The sequence below is a fragment of the Verrucomicrobiota bacterium genome, assembly GCA_016871495.1.
In the GTDB taxonomy this organism is placed as follows: Bacteria; Verrucomicrobiota; Verrucomicrobiia; order Limisphaerales; family VHDF01; genus VHDF01.
Map to the genome: position 1 here is coordinate 1 of VHDF01000075.1, position 24,792 is coordinate 24,792.

The window sequence follows — 24,792 nt, forward strand, 5'->3', positions numbered from 1 at the left end:
CGGGCATGCTCCTCCCCTCACTGGCCAAGGCCAAAACGAAGGCCCAGGGCATTCGATGCCTCGGCAACCTGAGGCAATTGAATCTGGCCTGGACGATGTATTCGGGCGATTACAACGACGCGTTAGTGCCCGCCGCCTGGCTGCGCGATCCAGGGGGCTGGTGCCAGGGATGGCTCACGCTCAACGTGCCCGAGTTGGACAACACCAACACGCTGAACCTCATGTCGCCGCGCGGCAAACTGTGGCCCTACAACCAAACCCTGGAAATTTACAAGTGTCCGGCGGATCGCAGCACTTCGAGGCATGGAGGTGTGTCGTATCCGCGAGTGCGCAGCGTGGCACTGAACCAGAAGATGAATTGTCCGGCGAGCTGGGGTTTTGCTCCGGATGATCGCTTCGTTAATTTTCGCAAGCAGGCGCAAATCGCGCGGCCGGCGAACACCTTTACTTTTGTCGATGAACGGGAGGACAGCATCGACGACGGCGCGTTTGGGGTGAATCTGATCGACGTGGGGGCGCGCAGCCAGTTGGTGAACTGGCCGGCCAGCTATCACAACCGCGCCGGGGGCGTGACCTTTGCCGACGGTCACGCTGAAATTCACCGCTGGCTGGATCCCCGCACGACCAAGCCGCTGGGCAAGATCCAGCTCGCTTCGAATATCGACTCGCCGAACAACGTGGATGTCGCGTGGTTGCAGCAGCGCAGTTCGGAGCCCCTCCTGAAGTGAGTGTTCAAGGCGCCGCGGGGGGCGCCATCATTTTCCGATTGAGCTCCAGTGCGGCGCGATTATTGGAAATCGCCAGGGCGGCGAACTCCTTGAATTTGGCCAGCTCCTCCGCGCTCAGGAAGCTACCCGCTTTGGCGGCGACCTGGTCGTAGATCAACTTCAAGAGTTGCAAATTCTTCTCGGCTTCGGTTTCCGAAGCGAAATTCGAGAAATTCAACGATGGAGTGGTTTGAAAGTCGGTGGGAAGCCCGGCCGCCGTCAGCGCCACCGCCGTCTCGGATTTCATCAAGTCGAACAGTTGTTTCGACTGCGAGTCCTTCTTCTCCCGCTCGCCGGACAGCATCGTTCTGAATTGTTCGGACGTCAGTTTGCTGGCCAGTTCCTGGGAATAGGACTCGAATTGGGTGGCCGCATCAGCACTCAGGGTACTCGAGAGTTTCTCTTTCAGGGCGAGCTGTTCCCCCTTGAACAAGGCCTCGGCTTGTTGCGGACTGAGGCGGTCCTTTAGCACCGTGGTGATGTGGTCCACATTGGCCATGACATGATCCGCCAAGAGTTCGTTGAAGGCGTCCGCCTGCTCCTTGGTGAGGGACATCGATTTGGCGAACCCTCCGTAAATGGCGGACATTCCCATTTTCTGCTGGGCGCGAAGCATTTTCCGGGTTTCCGGGTTGGCGGTGATTCCGCTGAGAGCGCTCGGCCGGGAGCGGGCCTCGGCGGTGGCTTTGGCGTTCTCCGAGGTCAGCCGGCCCACCTCGCCTCGCAATCTCAACAGCTCGCTCGTGTCGTTCGACAGCGGCTTCGAGGGAGAAATCGAGGCGCGTTTCCATTCATTCGACAGCCGGGCGTTCTCACCCCGAAGTTCCGCCGTGTCGCGTTCCATTTGCTGCCGGAGCGACACGTTCTCCTGCTTCAACCGGGTGTTGGTTTGGTATAGCCAATAGGCAGGAACTGCGGCCAGCACGAGCACGGCGGCGCCGGCGATGACGGATGGGGTCTTGCTCATAAGGATGTAATTGAACCATGGGTTGATGCCGGCGGCGCTCGCCGCCACGGCGGAGTGGGCGATGGCCGCGGAGAGGCCGGCCTGCGCCCCAAAGCATCCGAGGGAAGAGGCCAGGGCCGTGGTGGAAAGCGACACACCGCGAGCGCCCAGCAGCCCGTGAAGCTTGGCGATGGCGCGCTCCACGCGTTTGCGGGCGGCATCCTCGTTGCTGCCCAGCTCGGCGCCGATGGACTTGAAGTCCTTGCTCTCGAAGAAGCGTAGCACAATCGCGGCACGATCCTCCGGGTTCAGCGAATCGATGGCCTCATCCAATACCGGAGCCAGTTGGGCCAAGTTTTCCGGGCTGTGATCTTCCTGATAATGCATGGCCATTGCTTGCTTTTCGCGCGCTTGGCGGCGTAGTTGCCCGCGACGGATCTTGCTGGCGACGAAGCACGTGTGGCGATGCAACCAGCCTCCCAGCATGGTATGGGGATCGAGCTTGGAGGCTTGCCTCGCCAAATCGGTAAAGACGCGTTGCGTGATATCCTCCGCCGCATGAGCGTCCCGGTTGACCAGCCGGATCGCGGTCGCGTAGACGAAGTCCACGTAATCATCCACCAGCTCTCGAAAGGCCTGCTCGGAGCCGTCCCGCGCGAAATCCCGCAGCCTGCGATGGCTTGCCGGGGGTTGCGGTTGTGTGATCATCGTTTCCACTCGCCTACTATAAACCCGCTGGAGCGGGAAAGCGGACAATGGGATTGAATTCCGGGCTGGAGTTGGCCGTTGGAAATGGCTTATGATGCACCTCGAGTGCCAGGTCAAGAGCGTGCCGAACTCGGAGCCGCCTCCCCGGCCCTTTAATTTTATTCCACGCGATGGATCCCCTATGAAATATCAAGCACTGCGGCCGAAGCTGAAAACCGGCGACGTCATCCTGTTCTCAGGCAAGGGCGGCATTTCGGAAGGCATCAAGTTCTTTACCGTCAGCAAGTGGTCCCATGTCGGAATGGTGTACCGCTTCGACGATCCTCTCGACAAGAAAGGCACGGTGTTCTGCTGGGAGTCCACAACCCTGAGCGATCTCGCGGATGCCGACACCGGCAAACTCACCAAGGGTGTGCAGCGCGTCGAATTATCCGAGCGGCTCGAACGGTGCTTTGCCCGAGGATATGAAATCTCCGTGCGCCCCCTCTCCCAACCCTTGACCGAGGATCAAATCCGAGCGCTCAACGATTTCCGGCACGAAGTGGGCGGTCGTCCCTACGAGAAAAAGAAGCTCCAGTTGCTGAAATCGGCTTACGATGGGCTGTGGGGCGGAAACAAAGAGGACTTGAGTTCTTTGTTTTGCAGCGAACTCGTGGCCGAGGCCTATCAACGGATGGGATTGCTCTCGGAAGCCATTCCATCGAACGAGTACACTCCGAAGGATTTCTCCGTGGAACGCACCATGGCCCTGCAAGGAGGTTTTTCATTTCGGAAAGAGATTCCCGTGACATCCCTTTAGACTATCCTTCACTCGAACTCCGATCTTGTCTCTCGCTCCACGAGCAAACCCCCGCAACCGAATCACACGATGAAAACATCCGTCTGGACCGCATGCTTCGCGGCGGCGTGGCTCCACACCGCCGCTCCACTCCTTCCCGCTGCGCAAGGAGCCGCGCAACCCATCCCTCTCAGCGACGGGAAGACCTTCCGTGGATGGGATGGAGACACGAACAAGACGTGGCGGATCGAGCAGGGCGCTTTTGTCGGCGGCTCTTTGTCCGCCAAAGTCCCTCAAAACGAGTTCCTCGCCTCGACCCGGTCCTTCACCAATTTTGTGCTCCGCTTGAAATTCAAACTTCTCGGCAGTGAAGGCTTCGTCAACGCCGGAGTCCAGGTGCGCAGCGAGCGAACCAAGACCCCTCCGAATGAGATGATCGGGTACCAGGTCGATATCGGGGATCCCGAATGGTGGGGCGCCATCTACGACGAATCCCGCCGCAACAAGGTGATGGCCAAGTCCGACATGGCCGCCGTCAACAAGGTCCTCAAACGGGGGGATTGGAACGACTATGTCATCCGCTGCGAGGGACGGCGCCTTCGCGCTTACATCAACGGAGCGCTCACGGTGGATTATACGGAGGCGGATTCCTCGATTCCACAGCATGGCCGGCTCGGTCTCCAGGTGCATGGCGGGGGCAAAGCGGAGATCTGGTACCGGGACATCAGCGTTGAGGAGCTCCCGTGAGGATGACTGGAGGGCCGCGTTCGGACCGCCGGACCTTTTCCCGCACGTTCCTCTTCTGCCTCGCGGCGTCACTGGTCGAGGGCAAGGTCTGGAAACGCCGGTTGCTGGCCGAGGTGCGTCCACCGGGGCCGAACGAAAACGGCGTGCTGACGTTGAAGCTTTCGGACTTTCCGGCGTTGGCGGCGGATTTTGGAGCCGTTCGCATCGGGACCAGCGCCCTGGCCAATAACCTGCCCACCGGATTGTTCTATCCGATCCTGGTGAACCGGGCTCCCAACAACGTTTTTCACGTGCTCAGTTCGCAATGCACTCATGAGGACACGGTGGTGCGAGCCTACAGCCGAACCTCCAATTCTTGCGTGTGCCCGCGTCACGGATCTGTCTTCGGCATCGACGGGCGCAGGATCAGTGGGGTGGCGCAATCAGCGTTGCGGAAATTCGACGCCGTGTTCGATGGGCAGGACGCGTTGCGCATCACGCTGCCCGACATGGCGTTCGCGGTGGAAGCGCGCGTGAACGCGGCGGCCTCCGGACGGATCGAAATCGAGTTTCTGGCCTTTTCCAATATCGAGTACGAGCTCTTCCATCGCGCGCGCATGGAGGATCCCTGGGCTCGCATTCCTTTCGCCTCCTCACCGGCGGGGGCCGTTTCGGCGACTTCCATCAAAGGTCGTGACGATTACGTGAAGATCTATTCCGAGCTGAAGGCCGAGGCCGGATTTCTGCAGGTGGCGATGAAAACGCGAACGCTTTAACGCGAATCGGACATGCGACGGATGGATGCCAGACAACATGGCCGCGGCTGTTTTTTTCAAACACCGTCGCGCGCTGGTGCCGTGATTATCTCTCAGGCTTGAACACCGACCTTCCTTGTGACTGCTTTCTCTTTTTTGTGCATCGTCTCCCTTTGGGCGGTTTCGGTGGCTTCCGCGGCTGAGCCCAAAACGTCGCTCCCGTTGTGGCCGGGACGTGCTCCGGGAGAGGAACTCGCCGACAAGGCGGAAGCTGACACGACCAAACCCACCGACAACCTCGTCGCCGGACGGCGCGTGATCCGGTTGGGGCACGTCTCGTCGCCGGCCTTGAGCTTTTACCCTGCTGCACAAGCAAGGCCTGAAGCGCCCACCGTCGTCGTTTTCCCGGGCGGCGGATACCACATCCTGGCGATGGACCTGGAAGGGACCGAGGTTTGCGATTGGTTGAACGGCATCGGGATGCACGCGGTGCTGGTGAAGTATCGTGTGCCGCGTCCCCCGTCGGGTCCTCCGCATCGGAAAGCGTTGCAGGATGCCCAGCGAGCGATGGGGATGGTGCGGAACCACGCACGGGCATGGGGGATTCGCGCGGATCGCGTCGGTGTGCTCGGATTCTCGGCGGGCGGCCATTTGGCGGCGGCATTGACGGCGTCAGCCCTTCAAACCCGCGCGTATGCCGCGGTGGACGAGGCGGACACACTGTCCTGCCTGCCGGATTTTCAGCTTTTGATTTATCCCGGTTACCTGTTTGAGAAAGAAAAACCGGGAGCGGTCGCGACGGAGGTGGAACCTCACGCCAAGACTCCGAAGACTTTTCTGGTGATGACTCAGGACGACGGGGTAAGGGTGGAGAACGTGCTGGTGTATTACCATGCGCTGCTCCGCGAGAAGATTCCCTCCGAATTGCACATCTATCCAAGTGGCGGACATGGTTACGGCTTGCGCAAGACGGAGGTGCCGGTGACGACTTGGGCGGATCGCGCGGCAGACTGGCTTCGCCACCAGATTGCCCCATGAGCTCAAGCGGCGCTTTGAACCGGGAAGGACATCGACGGCAACGCGCGCGCTCCGGAGACGGGTTTTGGCGGGCGCGAATCCTGGCGGGATGCCTGGGACTCGCGGTGATGTGCCAAGCCGCTTCGCCGGACTGGCAGGCCGTGTTGGCGAGCGACGCGGCGGATTCCTCCGTTTGGCCCAACCGGATCAGTCGCGCCAACGGTGATCAGTGGCTGGCCGAGCATCACGACCGCATTCGCCTCATGCGTCCCCGGCTGCTGGTCATCAACTTCGCCAATCGAACCCCGCGCCCCCATCTCGACAAGCTCGTGCAGGACTTGATCGCGGCGCTGGCGGAGAGCAGCCGTTATCGCGGGTATCAAAACGCGGACGCGCCTGCGTTTCTCCAGTATCGATTGTTCAAGTTTGTGGACTTGCGGGAGGCGGGAAACCCGCAGCCGACGAGCTCGCATTTCCCGCTGAAGCGCGAGGTGAAGGAGGGGTTCAATGTCGATTATGGCGCGTTCTTCTCGGCCGCCTTCGCCGCCCAACTGGGCGTGAGGGACCCCTCGGCGGGAGGTCGGTTCCTGCGCCTGGACGAACTGGTGGAGCGGGGACTCGTGCATGAACTTTGGTTCACGCTCGATCACGACGACAGCGTGCGGGCGTTCGAGTGCGTCGAGCTCAAACCGCAGTACGACGAGTCCTTCGTTCCTCACTCGTCCAAGTTCGTGCAAGCGGGGAACGGGGGCGATCCGGATCAGCAGTGGACGGGACGCAGCCTGCGCCTGGGCTGCATCAACGCCACACGGGGCATTGGCTGTTTTCTGGAGAGTTTAAGCCATTCCATCGATGGCATGGCCAACTCGAAAGCCATTCCTTACTTCACGCGCTATTTCCACGAATTCGCCGCGCACGATCTGGACAAGCGCTTCGGCGATTTTCCCTGGCCGTCCTTTTATCCACTGTGGGGGGAGGACAAGGGCGTGCATTATCCCGATCCCTCCACGGCGGTGGTCCGATTTGGTCCGCGAACCTACACCTTGACGAATTACGTCGCCTATGGAGGCAACGCGCACTTTCCGCCGAACGGTCGGAGGCACTACGACTTGGAAAACACCAACGCGGTCTACTCGACGATCGAGGATTGGAGATCGGGACGCGGGGAGAACGGGCGCGACCGCGCGGTGCTTTGGACTAATGAGAGGTTCGCCCGTTATCGGGAACAGGCGCCGGATTGCATGGGTCCCTGGCTGATTTACTGGCGCCAGAATTTTCCAGGTTTCGGTAATTTGCAGAAAGATGACGCGGGCCGGCCGATGAAGAACTGGTGGCCCTTTCTGTTCTACTGAGAACCGGGCCGGAAGATTGGCGACGACTCGTGCGATGAGAAACGGAATGGGGTCCCGTGCAGCCACAGGTTGTCGGTGATGCGCGCGGCAGCGCTGCTTCAAGGCGTGTCTTCAACGGGGCATGGCAGAATCAACGGACAAGGGTGCTGCCAGGGCGGAGGCCTTCACCCAGGGCGGGCCATGGAGCAGGAGGAGATCGCCGTGGCCGATGGGAGCGAGCGGAGGCGCCGTAAACGGCGCCTCCCGACAAGTTGCGGATGCAACCCATGGGGTCGTCAGACGGCTTCGACGTCCCCGGAGTCGGGACTCAACCACTTCCGCGCTTTCGGATGTTCCGGCGTGGATGCGGCGTCAACGCCGCGCGCCGCTAGACTTCGTGGTCTGGCGTTTCTCCGTGTCTTTCAACTCGATTTGGCTTCGGCCAGTGGAGGCGCGGCACGCTTGGCCAGAATGGCGTCGGTGATCTTGCGCGCGAGCTCCGGTTTTTCTACGAGCGTTCTCTGGGCCGCTTCCTTTCCCTGGCCGATCAGTTCGCCGGAGAACTGCAGCCAGGCGCCCTTTTTCTCCACCACCCCGGAATCGATGCCCACGTCGAGGATGCTCCCTTCCTTGTTGATCCCGTGATTGAAGACGATGTCGAACTCGGCTTCGACGAACGGCGGGGCGACTTTGTTCTTCACGACTTTGACTTTGACGTGATTGCCCACGGCGCTGCCGGCGCTGTCCTTGAGGGTGTCCTTGCGCCGGATGTCGAGGCGCACGCTGGCGTAGAATTTGAGCGCTTTGCCGCCGGGGGTGGTCTCGGGATTGCCGAACATGACGCCAACTTTTTCACGGATCTGGTTCGTGAAAATGCAGGTGGTGCGGGCTTTGTTGAGAATGGCGGTGAGCTTCCGCAGGGCTTGGCTCATCAAGCGGGCTTGCATGCCCATGGTAGCCATGCCCATCTCACCCTCGAGCTCCGCTTTGGGCACGAGCGCCGCAACCGAGTCCACCACGATCACGTCGAGCGCGTTCGAGCGGGCGAGGGTTTCACAGATGGAAAGCGCTTCTTCCCCGCTGTCCGGCTGGGATACGAGCAAGTCGTCCAGATTGACGCCGAGTTTTTTGGCGTAGCCCGGGTCGAGGGCGTGTTCCGCGTCGATGAACGCGGCGAGACCGCCCGTCTTTTGGGCGTTGGCGATCACGTGCAACATCAGGGTCGTTTTGCCCGAGGATTCCGGGCCGAAGATTTCGACGACGCGGCCGCGGGGCAAGCCGCCCACCCCGAGGGCGAGGTCGAGGGCAAGAGCGCCGACGGGAATGACTTCGATCTTGCGCGCGGCCTGGCTGTCGCCGAGGCGCATGATGCTGCCTTCGCCGTAGGCTTTGGTGATCGTGGAAATCGCGGATTCCAATTCGCGCTGGCGCGTGGCTTGGAGTTTGGCGGCTTCGGCGGTGGGTTTGGTTTCGGGGACGGACTTTTCGGAAGACTTTTCAGGTGTCTTGGTGGCCATGGGATGCTGCTCCTTTCGGGCTCGGTTTAACGAATTTGCGGGAGGGAGTCAAATCATGCTTCAGATTCGAGTTTGGCGAGGACCTCCGGATCGCGCACATCGACCCAGCGCCCGACGATCTCGAGACCGGCGAGTCGATGACCGGCTTCCATCATGGCGGAGAGAGCGTCCGTCAGCTCGTACTCGCCGCGCGGCGATTTGTTCAGCCGGGCCGTGAACTCGAAGAGCACCGGGTGAAACAAATAGATCCCGGCGTTGTAATAGACCGGCTGGCCGGGCTGGATCCAGCCCGTGCGCTTCAGTTCCTCGATCTGCGCCGGAGTGGGCTTTTCGACCAGACGCTTGAGGCAGAACGACGCGTCAAAAAAGTTCAGGCCGCCTTTCGTCACGTCCTCGCCTTGCGTGACCGTCAGCAGGCCGGAGAAGGAACCCTCGGCGAAGCGTTTGAGCATGGCGCCGTAGGTCTCCGGTTTGACCAGGATATCGCCATAGGTCAGAAGAAAGGGCTCCTGGCCGACGAAGGCTTGGGCGAGTTCGGGGGCTTTGCCGGTGCCATCCTGGACCACTTGGCGCTGGTAATGCACACGCCATCCGAAGCGGGAGCCGTCGCCAAAATGCGATTCAATCGCCTCCGCCTTCCAGCCCGTGACGATGCAGAAATCACGCAGGCCGTTTCCGGCGAGTCCTTCGAGGATGTGTTGCAGAATGGGTTTGCCCTGAACCGGAAGCATCGGTTTGGGCAGGGCATTCGTCAGGTCACGCATGCGCGTGCCTTTGCCGGCGGCGAGGATGACGGCTTTCATGGAAGCGGACTCAAGCTCCGAATTTGTCGAACATGCGGGCGTTGGCTTGCATGTGGCGCATGAGATACTTGGCTTCAAACACACCGAGTGACCCCAGATTTGCCCCCGTTTCGGTGAAGCGGTCGAGCTTGTCGGATCCGGAGCAGTCCGAGTGGATCATGACCGGCTGGGGATGCCACGAATGGCCCTTCATGGCGCAGGGCGTGGAATGATCGCCGGTGATGGCGAGGACGTCGGGCTTCTTCTTGAGCAGGATGGGCAGAGCGGCGTCGAATTCCTCAATGGACTTCTTCTTGGCCTCGAAGTTCCCGTCTTCGCCGTACTTGTCGGTGTATTTGAAGTGGATGAAAAAGAATCCATAGTTGTCGTATTCCGCGAGGTATCGCTCGCATTGCTCGGTGATGCTGAGGGGGCCCTCGATCTTCGTCATGCCGACCAGTTGGGCCAATCCCTTATACATGGGATACACCGCCAGCGCCGCCGGCTTGAGGCGGTAACGTTCCTCGAAGGACGGAATCTCGGGCTGATGCGCGATGCCCCTCATGAGAAACCCATTCGCCTGCTTTTCGTTTTTCAGGATCTCGCGGGCTTGCTTGTAGAAATCCGCCACGGCCTTGGCCGTCTTCTTTTGCCCGGCGGATTTGGGATCTTCGGGCTTGGCCGTGTGGATGGGGAGCCCTTCGCGGTTGGGATCGGTGGAGGTCAGGGGCCCTTCGAGTCCCTTGCCGCGGAACACCACGACGAAGCGATGTTCCTTGCCGGCCTGGATGCGCACTTCGGCGTCGCCGCACTTTTTGATTTTCTTCGCCAGCTTCCCGCAGAGTTCCTCGCAGACCTCGGTGGGAATGCGTCCGGCGCGGCGGTCCGTGACTTCGCCCTGGGCATTCAGCGTGCAGAAGTTGGCGCGGGCGGCGACATCGCCGGCTTGGAGTTCGAGTCCGAGTCCAAGCGCCTCAATGACGCCGCGTCCAACTTGGAATTCGAGGGGATCGTACCCGAAAAGGGCGAGGTGGCCGGGACCGCTTCCGGGTGTGATGCCGGGCGCGACCGGGATCATGCGGCCTTGGGCAACGCCCGAGCGGACCAGACGGTCCAGGTTGGGGGTTTGGGCGGCTTCAAGCGGCGTGATTTCGCCGCGCCCCGGCACGGCAATATCGCCAAGCCCGTCCAGCACGACGAGGACGAGTTTGGCCTGTGTGGGCAGGGTGAGATCAGAATACAGTGCGTCAAGGTTCATGTGTCGATTTCAGGTTCAAACGCGGTGGGAAAACCGCGGTCATGTCGCCTGGGGTCCGGCGAACGGGGCGGCATCATGGGGACACGCTTCAGGGTCGTCAATAAGTGTCCTTCCTCCCGGGGCGCGGTCGGTGCATCCCGATGTTGCCGGTGATGCAGGTAGGGCGCGTCCGTCCCGGCGCGCCGCCGGAGCATGATGTTTTGCATCCAGTGGGCGGCGGGCTGAGACAGGCCCGCCCTACCAACAACATCGGGATACACGGGGGCGCGGTGACGCTCGAGTCTCACGCAGGGCCTGGTCCGTAACCGCGAAGGTTCGGCCTTCGACCACCGCCCCTCTCATCAGCAATTTCCCTAGTCAAGATTCGACCTTTTCCCTGTATCGCCACGACCGGGGGTGAACTAGTCTTAGGCGTCTCATCAGAAAGTACGTTCCGATTGAGTCCAGTCCTCAACCCATCGAATCGAATATGAACACATTGGTCTTAGCCTTCCAGGCACGCTCGGAATCAGCCTCACCCACCCTCCACGCCTTCGAGCCCATGATCGTCCAGGATCAAGTGATCCATATCCACGCGGCGCAATGGCAGGAAGCGTGGCCCCGGAAAAATCCTCCGCCAAGAAGCGGGCGGGAATGCTTGTTTGAATTCCAAGAGGCGAAAAGTCCTCGCCGCTCGATCCGAAACTGGGGGATCAACGAGTAAGCGCGCCCCGCTCGATTTCATCCGTCCCGCCCTGGTTCGTGTCAGGCGCCGAGCGGGTTCCGCACCAGGGTGTCCTGGTTGGCGAGATGGGGATCCGTGTGCGGGTAGTCGAGTGTGAAATGAAGTCCGCGGCTCTCTTTGCGTTGCAGAGCGCTTTGAATGATGATGTCTGCCACCGTGGCGATGTTGCGCAATTCCAGGAGGTCGCTGGTGACGATGAAGTCCCAATAATACTCGTGGATTTCCTGGAGAAGATTCGCGACCCGGGCTCGGGCGCGTTGCAACCGTTTGGTGGTGCGTACGATGCCCACGTAATCCCACATCAGCCGGCGGATCTCGTCCCAATTGTGTGACACCACGACGAGTTCATCCGCGTTGGCCGCTTGCCCCGACCCCCACTCGGGGATTTCCGCCGTGATTCTTTGGGCGCAGACCTCCTGGACCACGAGCGAGGTGCGATGGGCGCAAACCAGGGCCTCCAACAGGCTGTTGCTCGCGAGTCGGTTGGCTCCGTGCAGGCCGGTGCAGGCAACCTCGCCGATGGCGTACAGCCCCGCGATATCGGTCGATCCGTCCAACTCGGTCCGCACTCCCCCGCATTGATAATGGGCGGCGGGTACGACCGGGATGGGCTCCTTGGTCATGTCGATCCCGAAGCTCAAGCAGGTCCGGTAGATGTTCGGAAACCGTTCCATGAGGAAGCGGGCGGGCTTGTGGGTGATATCAAGCAACACATGTTCGGCCCCCGTGCGTTTCATGACGTGATCGATCGCGCGCGCCACAATATCGCGCGGGGCCAGCGACGCCTGCGCATGATAGCGATCCATGAAGCTTTCCCCCGCCGTGGTTTTCAGGATCCCCCCCTCACCCCGAACTGCCTCGCTGATGAGGAACGACTTGGCTTTCGGATGGTAAAGACACGTGGGGTGGAACTGGATGAATTCCATGTTCGCAATGGTGGCGCCCGCGCGATAGGCCATGGCCACGCCGTCCCCGGTCGCAATGTCAGGATTGGTCGTGTAGAGATACACCTTGCCGCAGCCGCCGCTCGCCAGCACCACCATCGGCGCCACGTAGGCCTCGACGCGCCCGGACTGCTTGTCGAGCGCATAGACGCCCATGCAGCGGAGAGGACCCTCGATCCCGAGTTTCGAGGTGATGATCAAGTCGATGGCCAGATGATCCTCCAGGACTTCGACCTGCGGGCGGCGAGCCACGGCCTCCAGCAGCGCGCGCTCGATCTCCCGCCCCGTCACATCGCGCGCATGCAAAATGCGGCGCTTCGAATGGCCGCCCTCCTTGCCCAAATCGAGTTCGCGGGCGCCACCCGAGGCCGGGACTTCGCGCTCGGCGAATTGCATGCCAAGCTCCATCAACTCGGCCACGCGCGCGGGACCTTCCTCAACGATCGTTCGAACCACCGATTCATGGCAAAGCCCGGCGCCCGCCTGCAACGTGTCCCGCACGTGCATCAAAAAGGAATCCTCGCGACTGGTGACGGCGGCAATGCCTCCCTGAGCGTAGTTGGTGTTGGATTCGGCGCGGTCTTTCTTGGTCAGAATCCCCACGCGCGCGTGGGCGCCGGCTTTCATCGCGAAGGATAACCCGGCGATGCCGCTTCCGATCACCAAACAGTCGTAATAGTGTGCCATGCAGAGAGCGAAACGATCTTACAAAGGTCCGTTGTCAATCAACCGGGTCTTGCCAAAAAAGACCGCGAGCGCCATGCGCGCGCCGGGCCGGACCATTCGAACCGGACGGAGGGTTTCCGAATCGAAAAACTCGGCATAGTCCAGCCGCCCCGAGGTCGTGCCTTCAATGAACGCTTTCACCTGCGACTTCAACTTGGGAGCGGAGACGGGGCGGTCGGCTACCCGGGCGCGCGTCCGCTCCAGCGCTCGGAATAAAACCGCCGCCTCTCGCCGTTGCGTTTCGGAAAGATAAACGTTGCGCGAGCTCATGGCCAAGCCGTCCGGCTCACGCCGGGTCGGAGCCACGAGGACCTCGAGGGGAAAGAACAAGTCACGCACCATGCGCCGGATCAAAGCCGCCTGCTGGTAATCTTTTTCCCCGAAAACCGCGACGGTGGGCAGCACAAGGTGAAACAGCTTGGCCACAACCGTGGCCACTCCGCGAAAATGAGTCGGCCGCGAATCCCCCTCCATCCCTATTGTCACGGATTCCTCGACGACGCTCGTGCTGGATTCCTCGCCGGAACCGCCCCCGGCATACATCTCAGCATTGGAGGGCGCAAAGACGAAATCCGCGCCGGCTTGGCGGCACAGCCGAAGGTCGCGCTTGAGATCGCGGGGATAACGGTTGAAATCCTCGCGAGGTCCAAACTGGGTCGGATTGACATAAATGCTCACCACGACCAAGCCCCGGCGGCCCGCTTCGCGGCGGGCGCGCTCGATCAAGCTCAAGTGGCCCGGGTGCAGAAACCCCATCGTCGGCACCAGCGCGACCGGAAGCCCTTGGCGCCGCCATCGCAGCGCCCGCTTCTGCATCATCGCGGTGGCCGTCACGGTTTGCATGTTGCAAGCTGAATTGACATCGTCCCGAGTTCCAAGACTATTCCTTCGTCCACCGTCGTTTGCGGTGCGTGCGTGGATGGCGCCCCAGCGCGTGACCGGCCATGCGCGGCTGCGCCGTGCCGATCGAGCTCCGTCAACATCATGTCAACCTCCTCGTGAGCGAACCCACTTATCGATCCACCGGATTTTTCGCTCCCGGGCCGGGAGCTGCGCCTCGTTCGGTGTCGGGTGCGATTTCCATTGTGAACGGTCAGCTGGTCTTCAAAACCTCCGAGAACCAGGTCGCGATGCCCTTGGGCGGTCTGACGGTCAAATTCGGCGGGCACGACGGACGACAGCCCTTTTTTGAACATCCCAATACCCCCGGCTGGACCCTCTCCACCCCGGATCTTTCCATTTGGGATCATCCGGTCTTGAAGTCCGATCCGGGCCTCCGCGCTCTCCTGGACCGGAGCAAGCATTCCCAGCCGGCCGCGTGGCGTCCACTTGCCCTGCTCGGCGGGGTGACCCTCCTGGTGACGGCCCTGGTCGTGTGGGCGGTGCTGCAGAAGGATCGTTGGGTGCTGGCGGTGGCGGACCGCATTCCGGTCTCGTTCGAGGAAAAACTCGGGGAACAAGCCATCTCGGGAATGAAAGCGGGCGGGAAGTTCATCCAAAATCCTTCGCTACAGCAGCAACTCGATCAGGTCACCGCCCGGCTCCTTCCCGTGGTGGAGCGTCAAGAACTGAAGTTCAGGTTTCATATCGCGTCCGATACCAACATCAATGCCTTTGCGTTGCCGGGCGGTTATGTGGTGGTGAATTCAGGGCTGCTGGCCGCGGTGAAACAACCCGAGGAGCTTGCCGGAGTCCTGGCGCACGAACTCGCCCATGTCACGCGCCGGCATGGCTTGCGCAACCTCATCCAATCCGCCGGCCTCATGATCCTCGCGCAGGCCGTGTTTGGCCAATGGGGGGGGCTGGAAGGCGTGTTGATCCAAAGTTCCCAGGAATTGCTCTCCCAGAAATACTCGCGCGATTTCGAACGCGAAGCGGATGAAGTGGGATGGAATTACCTCCTGGAAGCCGACATCGATCCCGTCGGATTAATCTCGTTTTTTCAAACGTTGAAAAAACAGCAGGGGGCCATGGCCGCCCTGGAGAATCCCGCCCTGGCGCTGTTGAGCACGCATCCCGCGACGGACGAGCGCATCGCCACTCTCGAGAAAAAACGAAAGGCACTGCCTCCGGATCGAAAGTTCCGCTCGTTGACTCCTCCCTGACATGACCATGCCGACGCGCATTCTGTTCTGGCTGGCGGTCCTCGCGACCGTGCCCGCCGCCTTCGCCGCCACTCCGGAAGAATACCGACTCCGCGCGTTGCGCGCCGAGGGGCGTCCGGCCGAGGGAGCGCGCCTCTTCCACGATCCCCGATCGCAATGCGCCATGTGCCACACGGTCGATGGCAAGGGAGGCAAGGCCGGACCCGACCTCTACGCCGCCGGAAACAAGTTTTCGCGCGCGGACTTGATCCGATCGATCCTGGAACCCTCGGCCTCGATCATGATGGGCTACAGCACCACCGTCCTCGAATTGCGGTCCGGCGAGGAAGTGCAGGGGGTGTTGAAAAGCGTCAACGAACGGGAATTGGTGCTCGCGCAGGCGGGCGGTCAAACCGCGCGAGTGGCCAAGAGCAATATTCGCGCGCAACGCACGAGCGGACTTTCGCTCATGCCGCCCGGATTGCAGAACGCCTTCTCGCTGGATGAATTCACCGACCTCATCGCCTATCTCGAATCGCTGAAACAGCCCGAAATCCAATCGGCCAACGAGGCGGCCACGCCGGTCCACATCGCCGCGTTGGACAAGCCCGTGCGACTGGAGCCGGTGTTCGGCGAACGTTCGCCGTTCTCGCTGCCCGTGTGGTTCGGTGAACATCCCACCGCGCCGGAGGTTTACTTGGTGGTCGAGCAAACCAACGCCGTCGTGTGGCGGGTGGAGCGCCAGGCGGGAACAGAACGGCGCTTTCCCTTCGTCAACGTGCGGTCGGAAGTGTTCGTCACGCCCACGGAAGGCTTGCTCGGGTTCGCCTTCCATCCGCGTTTTCGCGAAAATCGAAAATACTACTTCATGCACGAGTTCATGGAGAACAACCAGCGCTCCATGATCATCGGCGAACGCGTGGCCCGGGAAGACGGCCTCGCGGATTCCGGCCGGGCCACCCGCCGCGTGCTGCGCATCGAAGCGACCACGGAGGTGCATCACGGAGGCGGCTTGGAATTCGGGCCGGACGGCCTGCTCTACATCGGCATGGGAGACGCGGGCCCCCAGGAAGATCCCCTGGGACACGGACAAGACCTGGGCTCGCTTTCGGGGAAGCTCCTCCGCATCGACGTGGACCGCCTCGATCCCTGCTTGGAATACGGCATTCCGGAGAGCAATCCTTTCGCGCGCGGACGACGTCCAGGAGCCAGGCCGGAGATTTTCGCTTACGGACTGCGCCAGCCCTGGAGGTTCAGCTTTGACCCCGCCAACGGAGATCTTTGGATGGCGGACATTGGCCAGGACCGCTTCGAGGAAATCGGCATTGTGCGAGCGGGAGAGAATCACGGCTGGAACGTTTATGAAGGCTTCGAGTTGTTTTCCACCGCGCACCGCCGGGAAGGGGAACGATTCATCCCGCCGATCGTGTCGTTCCGGCGCAAGCACGGTGTCTCCGTGACGGCGGGCTACCTGCTGCGCGGTCCTCCGGCGGCGACCTTCGACGGTGTCTATATTTCTGGCGATTTCGAGTCCCGCAAACTGTGGGGCGTCGCTCAGGAAGGACGGGTGTTGAAAAAGATCCGGCAGATCGGGACGAGCCCGGCCAAGATCGTGGCCTTCGGACAGGATCGAAAAGCGAACCTGTATCTCGTGGGCTACGATTTGGGCATCATCTATCGCATCGATTTTTCAACCGCAGTATTCGAGTAGGGAGAAGGTTTGACATGAAGAAAGTTTCACAAATACATCGTCCATCGATCAGGTCCTGGATCGCGGCCTGGCTGGTGGGAATGACAACCCTTGGGCAGGCCGCTTCGCAAAGCATGACTGTGGTGCGGCTCGACGCGCCCGCCCCGCCTCCGGAATGGGCCTTCTGGCAGAGGCAATTGCTTGACCAAATGGGCCCCGCCGCGCGCGAGTTTGTCCAGCGCTACACCAAGCCGGACGGCACCCTGATCTGGCGGAAGGAATGGCCCGGCATGGATGGCTCCGACGACGGATACGAAAGCTTTTACAATTTTCCGCTCTTCCACGCCTTGGGCGGTCCGGAGGACTTCGCCCCGCTGTCCGTGAAACTCTGGGACGCGGTGACCCGGCAATTCACGGGCTATGGCCAGGTGCATCGCGAGTTCGATGGCTATTACGACTGGATGCATCACGGCGAGAGCTATGTGAATTTCTACTTTTTCGGGCTGTCTGTTCCCGAACATCGCCGCATGCGGGAACGCGCCTTTCGCTTCGCCGGCATGTACATCGGGGAAGACCCGCGGGCGCCGAATTACGATCCGGTCCATCGCATTCTGCGCTCTCCCTTGAACGGCAGCCGAGGCCCCCGTTTCGTGACCACGGAGCTGGATTGGTCCACGCACCGGGACGATCTCGCGCCTTACCCGCTTCCTTACGACGATATCCCGGGCATCACCAGCGGCAAGGCTTGGCTGGACGACGCGCTCTATCCCCGCCTCCTCAGCGTCATGAACGACCGCATGATGCGTGGCGACGTGCCTCTGAATCTGACCGCGTCGAGTCTGGTGCTGCATGCCTATCTCTACCGGGGCGACGCCAAATACCGGGAATGGATTCTTGGTTACGTGGACGCCTGGAAAGATCGCATGCGCCAGAACGGCGGGATCCTGCCCGACAACGTGGGTTTGACCGGAAAAATCGGTGAACACACTGGCGGCAAATGGTGGGGCGGATATTACGGTTGGAAATGGCCGCACGGGTTGTTCAACCAAGTCGAAGCCACCTTGATCGGCGGAGCCAACGCGCTCCTGCTCAGCGGCGACCTCTCCCATCTCGAACTTTGCCGCGGTGTGGTGGAGAGCGTGCGGAACCGTGGACGCAAGGAAGGCGAGGTTTTTCTAGTCCCACACCGGCACAACGACCAGGGCTGGCACGACTTTCGACCGATCAACCCGAGCTACTTGATCCACCTCTGGTACCTTTCCCAGCTGCCCTCGGACTATGACCGTGTGGAGCAAATGACGGACACCCGCGGCTGGACCTCGCTCGATTATCGCAAATCCAAGGGTGATTTCGGCCACGAAGGACCCTGGTTGCGGTTTTTGGAAGGCCGGTTTACGGATTATCCCGCAGCCATGTTGAAGGCCAATTATCAGGAATGCCTGCGCCGGTTGAACATGATTCGGACGGATCGCTCGTCGGTGGACCAGCAGGACGTGCATCATTGGCAGCAGCGGAATCCGGTCGTACTCGAGGGATTGGTGCAAACGATGCTGGGCGGGCCGAATCATATTTATCATGGCGGCCTGCTGCACACTCGATTGCGATACTTCGACCCGGCGCGCCGGCGTCCGGGCCTGCCGTCCGAAATGGCGGCGTTGGTGGAAAAGATAACGCCCGCCTCCGTCACGGTGCGGTTGGTGAACTTCAACCCGTCCGAACGCAAAGAGGTTATTCTGCAAGCCGGCATGTTCGGCGAACACGAGTTCAGCCGGGCCAAGATCGAGGGCGCCAGCGGAGGCGTGATGCCATTGACGGGCACGCGGGTGCGGATTTCGCTGGGACCTGGAACCGTGCAGGCGGTCGAATTGGGATTGCGCCGATTCTCGCGCCAGCCCAGTTACAACGTGCCCGAGTAGGCGAGCCGATCCGCCGCCGTGGTGCGGCAGGCCATTGACGCTTCAGCTTTTGCGCCTCTCGACGCTGCTGAATGGCCGTTTCCAGCAAAAGAACTCCGCCGGGCCGGGGTGCGGAACGGTGAGTAACTTCAGTATCAAGATAGTCGGGAGGTTCATCCCGTCCCAACCGACGAAACGCAACTCAAACTCGTCCCTCCAGGAATCCCAACGGGATTCCGTCGCCGTGGGCATCGCCCATTCCGTGGCCCGTTGAGAAAAACACGACGAAGAACGAGGCCTATCCTCGATGGATCTGGTGAGTGATTCGGGAAAGCTTTATCGCCTGGACGTTGCGAAGTTTCATGAAGGGCAATTGCCGTTGTAAGCAAAAACTCCGCCGGGGCGGGGTGCGGAACGGTGAGTACCTTCAGCATCAAGTTAGTCGGGAGGATCACTCATGAGGGGAGTCTGAGGTTGCGCCTGCACTCGACGATGGCGATGAACGGCGCCAGTCGGGATTCATGGTCGTTCGGATCGATCCTTGGCGGAGGCACCGGTTCCAGACGGTGCATCCAGAGGTTGTCGGTGACCGGGTCGTCGTCGTAACGCAGACAGCCCTGTCTGCTGTTTCGCAGGCTTGCCCAGCCTGCGGGGCGACGAAGGGAACCCGGCGCGTGGAGAGCATGGCAGGGCCTCGTTCTTCACCCGCCGGGCCGACGGGCCGTCGGCGATACGGCAGGCCTCGGGATACACGGGGTTCCGGATGCCCTCAGAACGCGGATTTGTAAACTTTGGTGGAGAGAGCCATGGTGGTGTCCTCCCCCGGGGTCAGGCCGAAATCTTTGCTGCGCAGGGCCGCATTCTTGCGGTACTCCGCGTGGCCATCGGAGAAAAGGAGGTTGCCGCCTTTGGAGTGGATGATGCTGTAAAGTTCGATGCCGTAGGTCTGGCGATCGTGCCACCATGTGTAGTCGGCCCGACTGTTGTCCACGCCGACGGTAACTTTCCAGGGGCGCAAGGCGCATCCATTGATGCTCCACAAAGTCTCCTGAAGAAACGCGATTTCGGCCGGATTGGGAATGATGTCCATCTTGCGACCCATCACGACGGCGTTTCCCATGTATGACGTGATGCTGTTGGTCGTGGGAGTTTCCCCAAAGTTCTTGGACGGTTTGGCGCTCGGGCAGGTGTAAACCTTGTCCGTCGCCAGCAAAGGGCGAAGCAGCTTGAGATAGGACGCTTGAGGACTGACCGCGAAGTCATTCACCTGGCTCTCGGTGACGGGCAGGCGTTGAAAGTCGTTCTCGTAAAGCATCAGGCCGATCCCCACCTGGCGCATGTTGTTCAAACACTTGATCCGTGTGGCCCGCTCCTTGGCCTTGGCCAGCGCAGGCAAAAGCAATGAAGCCAGAATGGCAATGATCGCAATGACCACCAGCAATTCGATCAGCGTGAAACCACGAAAGAAAAGGCGGGATGAAGATTGATTCTGCATAAGCATGGGAAGAATCGGTCTCGTCTCAGTGGAGATACGATGGATTAGCTCAAGATGGGGTGCAGGACATGGCCATGGACGTCGGTCAGCCGCCGGTCCGCTCCGTTGTGGCGGAAGACGAGCTTTTCGTGGTCCACCCCCAGAAGATGCAGGATGGTGGCGTGCTGGTCGTAACAATACGTCTTGTCCACGGCCGCCTGGTAGGAAAATGGATCGCTTTCGCCGTAGGCAACGCCTCCTTTGACGCCTCCGCCTGCCATCCACGACACGAAGGTGTGTCCGTTGTGATCCCGGCCTTTGTTGCCGTCCTGGTTGAAAGGGGTTCGTCCAAATTCCGTGGTCCAGATCACGAGCGTTTCGTCCAGCATCCCCCGGGACTTGAGATCCCTCAAAAGAGCCGCCGCCGGCTGATCCGATGCGCGGGCCATCTTTTCCAAGTCGGAGGAAGGTCCAATGTTTTCGTGGTTGTCCCAATTGCCCGACGCTCCGTTCAGCCCGGATCCACTCCACACTTGAACGAAGCGGACACCGCGTTCGATGAGGCGTCTCGCGATGAGGCAGTTGCGTCCGAACCCTGCCGTGTGGGCCTGATCCAGTCCGTAAAGCCGTCGTACGGCTTCGGACTCGCCGCGAAGGTCGAGCATGTCGGGCACGGCCAATTGCATGCGGGCCGCAAGTTCGTAGGATGCGATGCGAGCTTCCAGTTGGTCATCGTGCCCGGCGGCGGCCTGGTGCTGACGGTTCAAGCGAAGCAGCAGATCGAGTCCGTCGCGTTCCGCTCGCTCAGTGAGAAAGGATTCGGACTTGGGGGGGAACAAATCGGGCGCCGGATTTTCGGCGGACGGATTGAGCATGATGCCCTGGTGAGAGGCGGGGAGAAATCCGTTGGTCCAGGCCCCTTTCCCGGTCCAGGGCAGGCCGACCGGGTCGGGCAGCGCGATGAAAGCAGGGAGGTTGCGGTTGGAGGTGCCCAGGGCATAGGAGACCCAAGCGCCCGCCGAAGGAAAGCCAGGCGCCACGAACCCGCTGGTTTGCATGTTGAGCCCGGCGCTGTGCTCGCTGGTGATCGAGGTCATGGCCATCAAGAACGCCATGTCGTCCACGCCACGAGCCATGTGCGGGAAGAGGTTGCTGACCCACCGTCCACACTGGCCGTGTTGCCTCCATTCCCAAGGGCTCTTCATGAGGGGGCCGGGCACGCTGGTCGCGGAAGCTTTAATCCCGAAATCGACGCGCTCGCCGTGCCGGCGAATCAACTCCGGCTTGTAATCGAATGTGTCGCACTGGCTGGCCCCGCCGTTCATGAAGAGCTGAATGACTTGCTTGGCGCGGGGACGCTGCGGAGGCGGCGTGGGCGCCGCGTGAGCGGAGCGATCCTCGCCGGCGAGCAGCCAAGCGAGAGCGGCAGCGCCAAGTCCGTTGCCGGATTTTTCCAGGAAATCCCGGCGCGACCAGCGGTGGAGAGGGTTAGTCGGTGAAAAGGAATTCATTGCTGTTGACCAGAATGCGGCAAAGGTTGGCGAGGCCGTGATCTCGCGCGTAGGACACGAGATCCTGCTGCTGCTCCGCGGAGGGAGACCGGCCCCAGAGCCGGCGGCAGGCCTGGGCGACTTGGTCCTCGAGGCGGCTCTGTTCGCGCGCGAGTTTCTCGGCGAGGCGCGCGCACTGGCGCAGCACGAAACGGTTGTTGAGCAGGGACAGGGATTGCAGCGGCGTAATCGTGACGTTGCGCTTCGGGGTGATGATGGAGGGATCGGAACAATCGAAGGCTTCCAACAGCGGGTCATTGATGTTGCGGATGGAAAAGCGGTAAACGCTTCGTCGAAAACTGGGGGCGCTCTCCACGTCGAACTTGTCGTAATCAACTTGGGGAGCCACCTCCTGATTCGGATCGTGAAAATGGAACTGCATGACCGAGGGGCCTCCCATGCGCGTGTTCAGCTGGCCGCTCGCGAACAGCAGCGAATCTCGCACAGACTCCGCGTCCAAACGCCGGCGATTCATTCTCCACAGGAACCGATTGTCACCATCGAGGGCTGTTCTCGCGGCATCGGCCATCGACCCTTGGCGATAAACCGCACTGGTCAGGATGATCCGGTGAAGCGTTTTCAAGGATCCACCCGCCTCGCGCAATTCACACGCCAGCCAGTCGAGCAGTTCCGGATGGGATGGCGGGGTTCCCATTCTGCCAAAGTCGTTTGGAGTCTCGCAGAGCCCCCGCCCGAAATGATGCTGCCAGACGCGATTGGCGATGGATCGCCAGAAGAAGGGGTTGTCGTTCGAGGTGATCCATTGCGCCAAGGCGGCGCGGCGCTCTCCCTCCTCGGATCCTTCAGGCGTGGAAGGAAACTCGGAAGACATTCCGGGCACTCCTCCGAGTGCGCCCGGGGCGACTTGCTCGCGAGGCTGGCGCACGTCACCTCGACCGAGCACATAAATGGGAGGCGGTGGCACGGGGGGCTTGTAATTCCGTTGCGCCGGAAAATCGTGGGCGACAGCGAATACCTTCCTGACCGGGGGCAACGCGGCGATCAGGCCGTCGATAAAAAGTTCGAAGTGATGCTTCCTGAGCCGCTCGACCTGATCCGGGGTCCGGCGGTCGTGAGGCAGAAGGACCGCGTCGCGAATGGGAGAAGGCAGTGTCGAGGCGGAGGGAGGTGGCGATTGAGACGTCGTCCATAATCGGAAGCGTCCCAATTGCCTTTTCTCGCCGAGACTGTGTTCGAATCGAAACCGCAGTGATCGCGCCTCGGCCGAGTTCAATGGTTTTGCAAGTTCGAACACCGCGTGGTGGGCGAGTGCCACTTGGGGTCCGATTCCCCAAGAAGTGTTGGTTTGTCCGTCGATGGCTCCCGCCACCGCGCGCCCGCCTTGGTTGAAGCTGGCGGAAGCCTTTCTCAGGGTTGCGCGTTGAAACGTCGCGTCTGGAGTTGCCGCCCACTGAACCTGGAACTCCGTGAGAGCAAAAATGCCGGCGGTACTGAGTCCCGATCCTTTTTGGGGCAGCGAATCGTGAGGCAGGACCTCCAGCCGGAATGCGGTCACCGCTCCCTCGGGCAAGGCCGCTGCGGCTTCGTAATGGTCCCATTCGGGAATGGCGCCTTGGGCGAGCCATGAATCATCCTCGAGTTTTCTAAATTGCGTGCCGCCTTCGGATCGGAGTTGGTGGAGGGGCAGGATTTGCCAATCGCGTTCCTTCGCTTGCAGCCCGGCTTCCCATTGTTCTTGGGTCAACTTTTGCCGGGCCTGCTCTTCTTCCGAGAGCGCTTGCCCCGCGGTGTTGCTGGCAATCCGGCTTTTCATCGCCAGCAAATCCTTGCGACGGGCCGCCACTTGGAGGTCCAGATCGTAGTTACGATCCGTCCTGCCCACGCCCGCGAACACCGCTTGCATCCGGTAGTAATCTCTTTGCGAGATGGGGTCGAACTTATGATCGTGGCAGCGGGCGCAATGCACGGTCAAACTCACGAAGGCGCTCATCGTGTTCGCCACCATGTCGTCGCGGTCCAATGAGAGCGCTTGTCGTTTGCAGTCCGTGTCGTCTTTTTGTTCGACGAGCGCGCTTTGGTTGAAGGGGCCGGCGGCGGCGAATCCCAACGCGGGGATCCATTGCGGTTCGAGCGGGAAGAGCGCGTCCGCCGCGAGTTGTTCTTGAGCGAAGCGGACGAAAGACTTTCCCCTGTTGAAGGAATCAATCACATAGTCGCGATAAGGCCAGGCGTGGAAACGCGGGCGATCCATGCCGAACCCGTTCGATTCGCCATAATGCGCGAGATCCAGCCAATGGCGGCCCCATCGCTCCCCGTAATGAGGGCTCGCCAGCAGCGCATCGACGGCCCTTTCATAAGCATCAGGACGGCGATCCAAGAGGAGTGCATCCAGCGCCTCAGGGGAGGGAGGCAAGCCGAGTAAATCGAAACAAGCGCGGCGATAAAGTCTGAGCAGCGAAGCTTCTGGTGAGGGAACGAGCCCTTGCTCCGCGAGTTTGGCGGCGATGAAACGATCCACGGTTGAGCGGGGCCAGGCCACCAGGTCCTTCGCCGGGGAAGGCGGATATGGACGCCGCAATGGCTGCCAAGACCACCAATTGGAATTCACCGAACCTGCGCTCGCCTCCCCGCTCAGCACGCACCCCATCAACATGGCGAGTGCAAGCGCCCAAAGATGGTGGAGTCGAGGCATGGCAAATCTTCGATGGTTTAAGGGCGGATGATACCATGAGATCGAAAACCCGCGCAACTCAGGATCGCGAGTCCCCAGCGATTCCCGTGTATCCCGATGTTGTTGGTAGGGCGGGCCTGTCCCAGCCCGCCGCCCACTGGATGCAAAACATCATGCTCCGGCGGCGCGCCGGGACGGACGCGCCCTACCTGCATCACCGGCAACATCGGGATGCACCGCGGAGCGTACGAAATCCCTCGTCCTCGTCGAGCTGTGCGGCCCACGCCCCGCGTTTGTCGCCGAGAGGGAGTAGCAGCGACAGAATGAAGTTGGACATGGTCCGGTCGCGCGTGGCTCCCGAAGTGGTCTGTCGTGTGGCGCAGGCTGCCCAGCCTGCCGTATCGCCGACGGCCCGTCGGGTGAAGCACGCGGCCCTTCCCTGCTCTCCACGCGCCGGGTTCCTTTCGTCGCCCCGCAGGCTGGGCAGC

General features: G+C 61.3%; 19 protein-coding genes. 9 read left to right on the forward strand and 10 right to left on the reverse strand.

Translation table 11 applies throughout. The annotated features are described in order from the left end of the window. On the forward strand, positions 1 to 728 hold a 728-nt coding region (locus FJ404_14810), incomplete at its 5' end, for a DUF1559 domain-containing protein (GenBank protein ID MBM3824132.1). Positions 729 to 732: 4 nt separating this feature from the next. On the opposite strand, the gene FJ404_14815 is transcribed toward FJ404_14810, so the two are convergent. After that, positions 733 to 2,421, reverse strand: a complete 1,689-nt coding sequence (locus FJ404_14815) for a sigma-70 family RNA polymerase sigma factor (protein ID MBM3824133.1) — start codon at positions 2,419 to 2,421, stop codon at positions 733 to 735. Positions 2,422 to 2,512: 91 nt separating this feature from the next. On the opposite strand from FJ404_14815, the gene FJ404_14820 reads away from it, so the two are divergent. The 5 genes from FJ404_14820 to FJ404_14840 all read left to right on the forward strand — a co-directional run bounded on the left by FJ404_14820 (position 2,513) and on the right by FJ404_14840 (position 7,049). After that, positions 2,513 to 3,220, forward strand: a complete 708-nt coding sequence (locus FJ404_14820; protein MBM3824134.1) for a hypothetical protein — start codon at positions 2,513 to 2,515, stop codon at positions 3,218 to 3,220. A 69-nt stretch (positions 3,221 to 3,289) separates the two neighbouring features. Further along, positions 3,290 to 3,946: a DUF1080 domain-containing protein gene (locus tag FJ404_14825; GenBank protein MBM3824135.1), complete on the forward strand. Its 657-nt coding sequence runs from the start codon at positions 3,290 to 3,292 to the stop codon at positions 3,944 to 3,946. 2 nt (positions 3,947 to 3,948) lie between these two features. Next, positions 3,949 to 4,701, forward strand: a complete 753-nt coding sequence (locus FJ404_14830) for a Rieske 2Fe-2S domain-containing protein (protein MBM3824136.1) — start codon at positions 3,949 to 3,951, stop codon at positions 4,699 to 4,701. A gap of 117 nt (positions 4,702 to 4,818) precedes the next feature. Then, positions 4,819 to 5,718, forward strand: a complete 900-nt coding sequence (locus tag FJ404_14835) for an alpha/beta hydrolase (GenBank protein ID MBM3824137.1) — start codon at positions 4,819 to 4,821, stop codon at positions 5,716 to 5,718. Then, positions 5,715 to 7,049, forward strand: a complete 1,335-nt coding sequence (locus tag FJ404_14840) for a hypothetical protein (protein MBM3824138.1) — start codon at positions 5,715 to 5,717, stop codon at positions 7,047 to 7,049. The genes FJ404_14835 and FJ404_14840 overlap by 4 nt, the downstream gene beginning before the upstream one ends. A gap of 401 nt (positions 7,050 to 7,450) precedes the next feature. On the opposite strand, the gene recA is transcribed toward FJ404_14840, so the two are convergent. From recA to FJ404_14865, 5 genes are all read right to left on the reverse strand, one after another. Further along, positions 7,451 to 8,545 (reverse strand): recombinase RecA, encoded by a 1,095-nt coding sequence (recA, locus tag FJ404_14845; protein MBM3824139.1) that lies wholly within the window; start codon positions 8,543 to 8,545, stop codon positions 7,451 to 7,453. A 53-nt stretch (positions 8,546 to 8,598) separates the two neighbouring features. Continuing rightward, entirely contained in the window at positions 8,599 to 9,348 is a 750-nt protein-coding gene (locus FJ404_14850) for a nucleotidyltransferase family protein (protein ID MBM3824140.1), read from the reverse strand. 10 nt (positions 9,349 to 9,358) lie between these two features. Further along, complete coding sequence (locus FJ404_14855) at positions 9,359 to 10,585, reverse strand: 2,3-bisphosphoglycerate-independent phosphoglycerate mutase (GenBank protein ID MBM3824141.1); 1,227 nt, start codon at positions 10,583 to 10,585, stop codon at positions 9,359 to 9,361. Positions 10,586 to 11,329: 744 nt separating this feature from the next. After that, on the reverse strand, positions 11,330 to 12,940 hold the full coding sequence (gene nadB, locus FJ404_14860) for an L-aspartate oxidase (GenBank protein MBM3824142.1): 1,611 nt from the start codon (positions 12,938 to 12,940) through the stop codon (positions 11,330 to 11,332). Positions 12,941 to 12,958: 18 nt separating this feature from the next. Beyond that, a complete protein-coding gene (locus tag FJ404_14865; protein MBM3824143.1) occupies positions 12,959 to 13,822 on the reverse strand; it encodes a pantoate--beta-alanine ligase in 864 nt (287 codons plus the stop codon). A gap of 101 nt (positions 13,823 to 13,923) precedes the next feature. Between FJ404_14865 and FJ404_14870 the strand changes: the two genes are divergently transcribed. The 3 genes from FJ404_14870 to FJ404_14880 are packed head-to-tail and all read left to right on the forward strand — an operon-like array spanning position 13,924 to position 18,669. Then, positions 13,924 to 15,084, forward strand: a complete 1,161-nt coding sequence (locus FJ404_14870) for a M48 family metallopeptidase (protein ID MBM3824144.1) — start codon at positions 13,924 to 13,926, stop codon at positions 15,082 to 15,084. Between the two features lies 1 nt (position 15,085). Then, on the forward strand, positions 15,086 to 16,774 hold the full coding sequence (locus FJ404_14875) for a c-type cytochrome (protein MBM3824145.1): 1,689 nt from the start codon (positions 15,086 to 15,088) through the stop codon (positions 16,772 to 16,774). Between the two features lie 14 nt (positions 16,775 to 16,788). Then, positions 16,789 to 18,669 carry a hypothetical protein gene (locus tag FJ404_14880; GenBank protein MBM3824146.1) on the forward strand — a complete coding sequence of 627 codons (1,881 nt, stop codon included), beginning with the start codon at positions 16,789 to 16,791 and terminating at the stop codon, positions 18,667 to 18,669. A 748-nt stretch (positions 18,670 to 19,417) separates the two neighbouring features. On the opposite strand, the gene FJ404_14885 is transcribed toward FJ404_14880, so the two are convergent. From FJ404_14885 to FJ404_14900, 4 genes are read right to left on the reverse strand one after another with little or no spacing between them, the layout of a single operon-like run. Then, on the reverse strand, positions 19,418 to 20,143 hold the full coding sequence (locus FJ404_14885; protein MBM3824147.1) for a prepilin-type N-terminal cleavage/methylation domain-containing protein: 726 nt from the start codon (positions 20,141 to 20,143) through the stop codon (positions 19,418 to 19,420). A 44-nt stretch (positions 20,144 to 20,187) separates the two neighbouring features. Continuing rightward, positions 20,188 to 21,633: a DUF1501 domain-containing protein gene (locus FJ404_14890; GenBank protein ID MBM3824148.1), complete on the reverse strand. Its 1,446-nt coding sequence runs from the start codon at positions 21,631 to 21,633 to the stop codon at positions 20,188 to 20,190. Beyond that, the gene (locus FJ404_14895) at positions 21,611 to 24,325 is read right to left on the reverse strand and encodes a DUF1553 domain-containing protein (protein ID MBM3824149.1); all 2,715 of its coding nucleotides are present in this window, start codon (positions 24,323 to 24,325) and stop codon (positions 21,611 to 21,613) included. The genes FJ404_14890 and FJ404_14895 overlap by 23 nt, the downstream gene beginning before the upstream one ends. A 17-nt stretch (positions 24,326 to 24,342) precedes the next feature. Next, entirely contained in the window at positions 24,343 to 24,531 is a 189-nt protein-coding gene (locus FJ404_14900; GenBank protein ID MBM3824150.1) for a hypothetical protein, read from the reverse strand. Positions 24,532 to 24,792 lie beyond the last annotated feature (261 nt).